Genomic DNA, 7002 nt, shown 5'->3' with positions numbered 1-7002 from the left:
GACCAGCAGCAGATCTACGTCCACGCCCAGAAGGATCTGGACCTGCTCACTGAAAACGACCGTACGGAGGTGGTCAAGAACAACCAGCACCTGACGGTGCATAAGGATCGGGTCGATCACATCCAGGGCAACGACGACCGAACCGTCGACGGCGAATCCCGGGTCGCGATCGGCGGCGATGCCAGCCAGACCATCGACGGCAGTGTCCATCAGAAAACCGGCACCGCGACCCTCAGCGAAGCGGGCACCGAAGTGCACCACAAAGCCGGTCAGAAAGTGGTCCTGGATGCCGGCACCGAACTGACCATCGCTGCCGGCGGCAGCTTTCTCAAACTCGACGCCAGCGGCGTGACGATGATGGGGCCGCAGATCAAACTGAACTCCGGCGGGGCGCCGGGCAGTGGCTCTGGCACCTCCCCGAAAAGCCCCGGAACACCCGGCGCTGTCACGGCTCAGGGTGGGAAGGTGGCGCCGGAGGCCCTCGCAGAGCTGTCAGAGCGAGCCACCCATGAAACGAGCCCTAGCGCTCCGGAAACGCTCATACGGGCGGCAAAGAACGATCAGCTGTTCAGCGGGCAATGTCATCAAAAACCGGATGGCAGCTGCCCGCTGGCGGACTGCCCCTGTGCCTCTGCGGAAACGTCCTCATGATGGCTGAATCCGTCACGTCCTATCTGATCCTCGACGGGGCGGCTTTCGATGCCCTGAAGACCGTCTATACACAGGACGATTCGCCCTGGGTGGACTGGCTGTATCGGGGTACCCGGCATGAACCGGCTGTCGATGCCAGCCCCCTGTTAGTCAAGCCGTCGGCGGATTCCCGTCTGTGGGAAGCGGAGGATGACTGGGTCGATTATGCGGTCGGTCTGGAATCACCGGCCGGTCCGGACCTTGTCGCCGCGCATTTGCGCAGCCTGATCAGCGTGCGTCTGCCGTCCGGGCAGTTCAGCTACTGCCGGTTTTACTCCGGTGGACAACTGCCGGTGTTTCTTCAGGCGATGGATGAGGGGGCACGGCAGGCGTTCAGTGGTCCGATTCAGACGTGGTACCACCCAGGCTCGAAACCGTCATGGGAGGCGATTCAGGTTAGCGGAAGCGCTCAGTCTCGGACGGCCGATGACGAGGGCTGGTTCCAGGTGACCCCGGAACAGCTGGATCGACTGAATCAGTCCAAAGCGAATCGCTTTCTGAGCAAACTGGCTAGGCATCTGGAAATGGACCCGGGACCGGCAACACGTGAGCGACTGCGTCAGACGATGCAATCGGCCCGCCAGCATGGTTTTGAGTCCGAGAAGGACATCGCCCGTTACGCGGAGCTGATCCTGGGTCGGGAGGAGCAACTGGCTGAGACGGCCTGCCAGGACATTCTCGCAGACCCGACACTGACCAATGTCGAGAAGCTCGGCATGCTGGACCATCAACTGGCATATGGAGGTGCCTGATGACGGCGGCTTATACCGTAAAGGCTGGCGATACCCTGAGCGGCATCGCATCGAAACACGATTCGACCGTATCGCGGTTGATGGATCTGAATCCGGCCATTGAAGATCCGGACCGGATCTACGCGGGGCAGGACCTGACGTTGCCTTCGACCGCGGAGAACGATTTCTCGTCGACGTCTCCGGACAGTGTGCAGGATGAGGCCCCCTGCGCCGACGAGTTCGTGGAGATCGTTCACGTGACCGGGACGGAGTCGTTCTACTTCCTGACACAGGAGGATCTGGAAGCCGTTGTCGAGGAGGAGCGACGGGTCGGACGGGCCATTGAAGCGCTCTATCAGACACTCGATACGGAAGAGGAAGCTGGTTCGGGCGGCAGCGATGAGCTTCCCTCGGAGTCTGAAGGCGCGGTGACCTCGGCAATTCAGGAGAAAAAACAGGCCACGGTGGCCGAGCTGCAGGATCTGGACGTCATCGGGACGTCCATGCAGACCACGCCGAATCTGACGGAGATCAAACGCCTCAAGGGCAACAAGCATTACACCTACGTCCGTTCCGATAAAATCGCCAATCACTGGCGCCGTTACGACATGACCGCGAAGGACCGGGACCGGAGTGCGGGCTGGTTGAGTCGAGACGGAATCGATACCGATAAGCTCCGGGAAGCGGTCGAGATGGATTTCGGAATCCGGTTCCAAAACAGCTTCTGGAAAATGGACCCCGAAAGCAATTTCGGGCAGTCAATGAACCGCTTCCACGAGGAAGTCAGCTGGTCCTATTGGGGCGACGACGAACAGAGGCAGAATCGACGCGATGAAACCGGCTTCGACGCGTCGGCGGAGGCTCAGTTCATGCGCTTTGCCTCCGGTGCCAGCGCGCTGGCCAACTTTGACCCCAGCGAAGGCAAAGTCCATTTGCAGGCTCGCGTTGACGCGCAATACAGCCTCGCGCAGGGGAAGACCACCGTCGAGCAGGCCTATCCGGCCAACAATGAGTCAGAGATCCGGATCTACTACCGGATCGGTGGCTGGGAAGGCGAGCGCGCCTACGAGACGCTCGGCCACTTCCAGGCACGCCTGACCATCACGGCCAGTGGCTACGCCGGCGCCTCAGCCATGCTCGCCGCCAACGTCAAAGTGGATTGCTCGGAGGGCGTACCAAGCCTCAAGGGCATCACTGCGGACAGAAGTGACAACCAGGGCGTCGACGCTGAAGGGGGCGTTTTCGCCGGCGTTCGGGCCGGTTGTGAAGTGTTGGGCGGGTTGTACTGGGACGACAAACTCACCCACCCATCGGATTGGAAGACGCTTTGCAAGATTGGCGAGAAGGTGGAAGGGGCTGCCGGGATTGGGGCCGAGGCTTATCTGAAACTGGGTTTCAATGACAGGTCTGGCAAGTTTATTCTTCGGGCTCATGCCGGGCTGGTACTCGGGCTTGGCGCCAGTGGCACGTTCGTATTGGAGGTTAATGCCAATGATCTGGCCAGCATGATGCGCTTTGTCTATAACGCCTTGTTGAAAGTGGACATCCGCTATCTGGAAGTGTTTGATGAAGATACCGGGGCTTTTGGCCAGTACGTTGAGACTGCTTTATTTGCCCTGTCAACCGGTTTGGACTTTGCTGGTGCGGCCAGTGAATACGCATCATCGGGCGTAAAAACAGTTGAAAGTTTTGTCATCGACTTCATTCGCAGGCAGAAAGAAGGCTGGGCTCAGGAAAGAGAGAGCGTCACACTCGCCGAAAACCTTGTCGAAGACATTGCTAAGGGCGAAGACAGCGTGTTCCGGCATTCGCCACCCGAGGTCAAAGGTCCCGTATTGCACAAGCTCACTTACGATTATTCGTGGACGCCCCAACTGGTCGATGGCACCTTCATTAAAGTCAAGGCGATTGGTGACATCCTGAAAAGCTTTCAGGGGTGGCGGGACTTTGAAGAGTCGATGTTGCGGATGAACCCGGAAGGCAGGGTGGAACCGAATACGGTCGAAGTGCATGCCTTGAAGCTGTTCCGGTTTATCGGCAAGAACGCGCAGGACTACCGTCTGTTTAGGCATTATCTCAAAGGCAAGGTGGCGATCGCTGACCGACCGGTCATTCTGGACCCCTTCCGGGCATGCCGTTATTGCGGCATCACATAATCGACAGGATTCTCGATGAATAGACGTCAAACGCGACTTGCCGGGCTGGCTGTGACTTTGATAGTGGCCGGATGCTCCAGTTCCACCTCCGGTCCAACGCCTGAGCGGGTGAATGGCATTGCCGAAAAAGCACTGGATAACATGGTGTTTGTCGAAGGCGGCACCTTCATGCTCGGTGATGTCGGGGTATTGAATGGCAAGCCTTATACCACGTTCAACAGCGAGAATAACAAGCCACCGGTTGAAGTCACGCTGGACAGTTACTCCATCTCGAAACATGAAACGACCTGGGAAGAGTTTGTGGTCTATCTCAGGGATGTGGGGCGCGCTCAGCGATACACCCTCGAGAACGGCTACAGCATGGCCTACAAACTCCCGATGACATCCAATAAGGACCCGTTGTCGCCCAACTATTATCGAAAGCCGGCACGCAGTCCCAACTATGGGGAGGCCGAAGGTTACTGTGCGTGGCTTGCCAATCAGACAGGAGTTGCATTCGCTCTGCCTACCGAAGCCCAATGGGAATTCGCTGCCCGTAATCGGGGGAAAAATGTGCCTTATGCCACCAATGACGGTACCAAACGCAACGATCCCTATTTGCGGCGCCCCAAGGAGCATGTCGACCCGAGTATCCCACCGTCCGGCAACATGCTGAGCCATTCTTCTCTGAAACCGGAACGGCGCCCTGTCGGCAGCTACCCGCCGAGCCCAATTGGACTCTACGACATGTCAGGCAACGTCGCCGAGTGGACGCAGGACTGGTACGACGAAAATGCGTACCAGCATATCGACCCGCACAACCCGCAGGGTCCGGGCGAGCCGGTAAACCCTGAGAAGCCCGAGAAAGTGGTTCGGGATTGGGCCGGGCGAGGAGATCATGTTGGGGGTGGAGGAACCGTTTTTGTGAGAGGCGGAGCCCCCATGAGCGCCAGCAACGGCTTCCGCTGCGTCGTCAATCAACCCGAACCGATAGACGGGTGAATTCCCAATAGCTTGCGGCCTGCCGTTTCCCGGAAACTGATGGGCTGGATTTCGCTGGTTGACTAACGATTTATCCAGGAGCAGGGATGCACGTTAAATCACAGGTGGCAGTCTTGGGGGTCTTGCTAGTGGCGCTGGTGGGCGGCTGTTCTGATGTGATGATCGACTCGGTGGTTTCGCCCGAACAGGTTCGCGATGTGGTCGAAAGAAACATAGCCAACCTTGTCTATGTAGAGGGCGGCACCTTCATGCTTGGTGATGTCGGGGTTTTGGATGGAAGCCCGTATACGACTCTCAACGACCACAGCAAGCCGCCAGTCGAGGTGACTCTCAATAGCTATTCGATCTCAAAGTATGAGACTACCTGGGGCGATTTCGTACTGTACCTTAAAGACGTCGACCGGATACAGAACTACACCAAAGAGGCGGGATACACGACGGCAGCAATCGTCCCTATAACGTCAAACCAAGATCTCCTATCGCCGAATTATTACAAAAAGCCTGCTCGTAGTCCGAATTATCACGAGGCGAAGGGGTATTGTGATTGGCTGGCCGAAAAGTCTGGACTGCCATTCGCACTTCCTACCGAGGCGCAATGGGAATACGCGGCTCGGAGCCGTGGGCGGAACGTCCCCTATGCTACCGATGATGGTACGCTAGAGAACGACACGTATCTTCAGCGTCCCGAGCAGTACATTGATCCGGAAACACCGCCTTCAGGCAACGCGCTGGGCCACTCTTCTCTTACTCAAGAGAGGCGTGCGGTTGGCAGTTATCCTCCGAGCCCGCTCGGTCTCTACGATATGACGGGCAATCTGGCCGAATGGACGCAGGACTGGTTTGACCCGGATCACTACCAACATATCGACAGCACAAACCCGGGCGGCCCGGAGCAGCCGCTTGATAGTGAGAATCCTGAAAAAGTCGTTCGTGACTATGCAGGGCGTGGTGACCTGTGGGGTGGTGCGGGAACAGTCTTCGCCAGGTCCGGAGAGAATATCAACACGTCGTTCAATAACGGCTTTCGCTGTGTCGTTAATCAATCCACGCCGGTGCAGCAGTAGCTGGTCTTCCTGACCGGCTACTCGTTTTCCCCTTGAGCGAACAAATCCGGTGCCAGCCCGGCTCACTATGGCCGTCTGCTGAAGGCACTCATCAGGCGCCGCCACGAAAGCAACGCCAAGTTTTAGACCCATTCGGAAACGATGACACTCCATACTGGTTTATTCAGGAAGTCACGGTATGAACACAGGCGATTTAAAACCAAGGGGGAACGGTTTTCGCTCAAGCGATATCCCGCCATTGCCAGCAACGCGAAAGAATCGATTCCACATTGGTGAAGACCTTCAAGCAGTTGGTGATTACGCTCAAATCGATCCCGTTAATTGGCTAGAAGAAGATATTGGATTTGTTCAGTCTGCAAAAGGCGATAGTGGTGGGGTGCCAGGTGATGATGACTTCTGGTGGAATGAGCAGCGTATACATTTTTTAAATGGCAAGGCTCAGGTTGGGCTTTCGGCCGTTATTCTGGCTGTGCCCTATATCTGGACTATGGCTGTAGTCTGTGCAGGTATACTTGGGCCGTCGTTCTGGTTGGGTTCTCTGGAAGAGCCTAGCAAGTTAGTGTCGTATCTGGTTGCTTTCTTCATGGGCGTCTGGGTATTCGCATCCTTCTTTTACATTATCCCCAAGACGATTCCTTGGGTGATGAGTGTCTTTGGTCTCCTGCTCCTCCCCTTCGATAAACTCCTGGCCCGCCTGCTGGACCGCACCCTGGAATCCGGCAAAAGCGAATTCAATCGCGAGACCGGCGAGGTGACCTTTGCACTGGGCGGTGGCAAGACCCTCACCGCCCCGTTCGTAGAATTTGATGCCTATGTGGAGCGGCTTTTTCAGCACGGTGGGACATTTTACCGCCTGCAATTTGTCCATCGCTACACGGGTAAACGGTTTAGCCAGACTTCGCTGACCCGCATCGAACCGACTCGGGAGGAAGTGCTGGCGCTTTGGGATATGCTCCAGCGCTACATGGACGTCGACCAGCCGCTGCCGGACATTCCCCGACTGGAGCCCTATCGCCACAAAGACCCAGTCACGGCCGAGCACGACCGCAAGACCGGCCGGGATCCGCGTTACTGGCGGGATCTGGATGTAGAGGCCTGGAAGAAAAACGAAGGCGCTGACCTGGCCCGCCGCCAGGCCGAATTCCCCTGGGACCAGCGCCGATGTCGGCTGACGCCACAGTTGGGCAAAATCGACATGGCGGTCTACCGGCAAAAGCAGGGCCGTGAAGCCGCCGTTGCCGCAGGGTAGAACCCCTAACGCTGGCAGATTGACGAACGAGACGTATCACGGTTATTCGCGATGATGGGGCCTCGGCGACGGAGAAACGCTCTTCGCCCGATCGGGCGGCGTCAACCGCGGCGTCTGCTGTGTCGTCAATC

General features: G+C 57.6%; 6 protein-coding genes. All 6 read left to right on the top strand.

Annotated elements, in window-relative coordinates:
* On the top strand, positions 1 to 651 hold a 651-nt coding region (locus C8D92_RS15780), incomplete at its 5' end, for a bacteriophage T4 gp5 trimerisation domain-containing protein (protein ID WP_423837079.1).
* The gene (locus C8D92_RS10970; RefSeq protein ID WP_165819270.1) at positions 648 to 1442 is read left to right on the top strand and encodes a DUF4123 domain-containing protein; all 795 of its coding nucleotides are present in this window, start codon (positions 648 to 650) and stop codon (positions 1440 to 1442) included. The genes C8D92_RS15780 and C8D92_RS10970, both read left to right, overlap by 4 nt.
* Positions 1442 to 3577 carry a LysM peptidoglycan-binding domain-containing protein gene (locus C8D92_RS10965; protein WP_116919386.1) on the top strand — a complete coding sequence of 712 codons (2136 nt, stop codon included), beginning with the start codon at positions 1442 to 1444 and terminating at the stop codon, positions 3575 to 3577. Before C8D92_RS10970 ends, C8D92_RS10965 begins: the two co-directional genes overlap by 1 nt.
* Positions 3578 to 3592: 15 nt before the next feature.
* Positions 3593 to 4558: a formylglycine-generating enzyme family protein gene (locus C8D92_RS10960; protein ID WP_116919385.1), complete on the top strand. Its 966-nt coding sequence runs from the start codon at positions 3593 to 3595 to the stop codon at positions 4556 to 4558.
* An 86-nt stretch (positions 4559 to 4644) separates the two neighbouring features.
* On the top strand, positions 4645 to 5622 hold the full coding sequence (locus C8D92_RS10955) for a formylglycine-generating enzyme family protein (RefSeq protein ID WP_116919384.1): 978 nt from the start codon (positions 4645 to 4647) through the stop codon (positions 5620 to 5622).
* Positions 5623 to 5800: 178 nt separating this feature from the next.
* Positions 5801 to 6871: a hypothetical protein gene (locus C8D92_RS10950; RefSeq protein WP_116919383.1), complete on the top strand. Its 1071-nt coding sequence runs from the start codon at positions 5801 to 5803 to the stop codon at positions 6869 to 6871.
* Positions 6872 to 7002: the final 131 nt, after the last annotated feature.

It is taken from the genome of Tamilnaduibacter salinus, from assembly GCF_003096655.1.
GTDB lineage: Bacteria > Pseudomonadota > Gammaproteobacteria > Pseudomonadales > Oleiphilaceae > Tamilnaduibacter > Tamilnaduibacter salinus.
This window is presented reverse-complemented; position numbering and strand designations above follow the sequence as displayed.

Coding starts and splice junctions, on each gene's coding strand:
- C8D92_RS10970 (WP_165819270.1), top strand. CDS start 648: ATGATGGCTGAATCCGTCACGTCCTATCTGATCCTCGACGGGGCGGCT.
- C8D92_RS10965 (WP_116919386.1), top strand. CDS start 1,442: ATGACGGCGGCTTATACCGTAAAGGCTGGCGATACCCTGAGCGGCATC.
- C8D92_RS10960 (WP_116919385.1), top strand. CDS start 3,593: ATGAATAGACGTCAAACGCGACTTGCCGGGCTGGCTGTGACTTTGATA.
- C8D92_RS10955 (WP_116919384.1), top strand. CDS start 4,645: ATGCACGTTAAATCACAGGTGGCAGTCTTGGGGGTCTTGCTAGTGGCG.
- C8D92_RS10950 (WP_116919383.1), top strand. CDS start 5,801: ATGAACACAGGCGATTTAAAACCAAGGGGGAACGGTTTTCGCTCAAGC.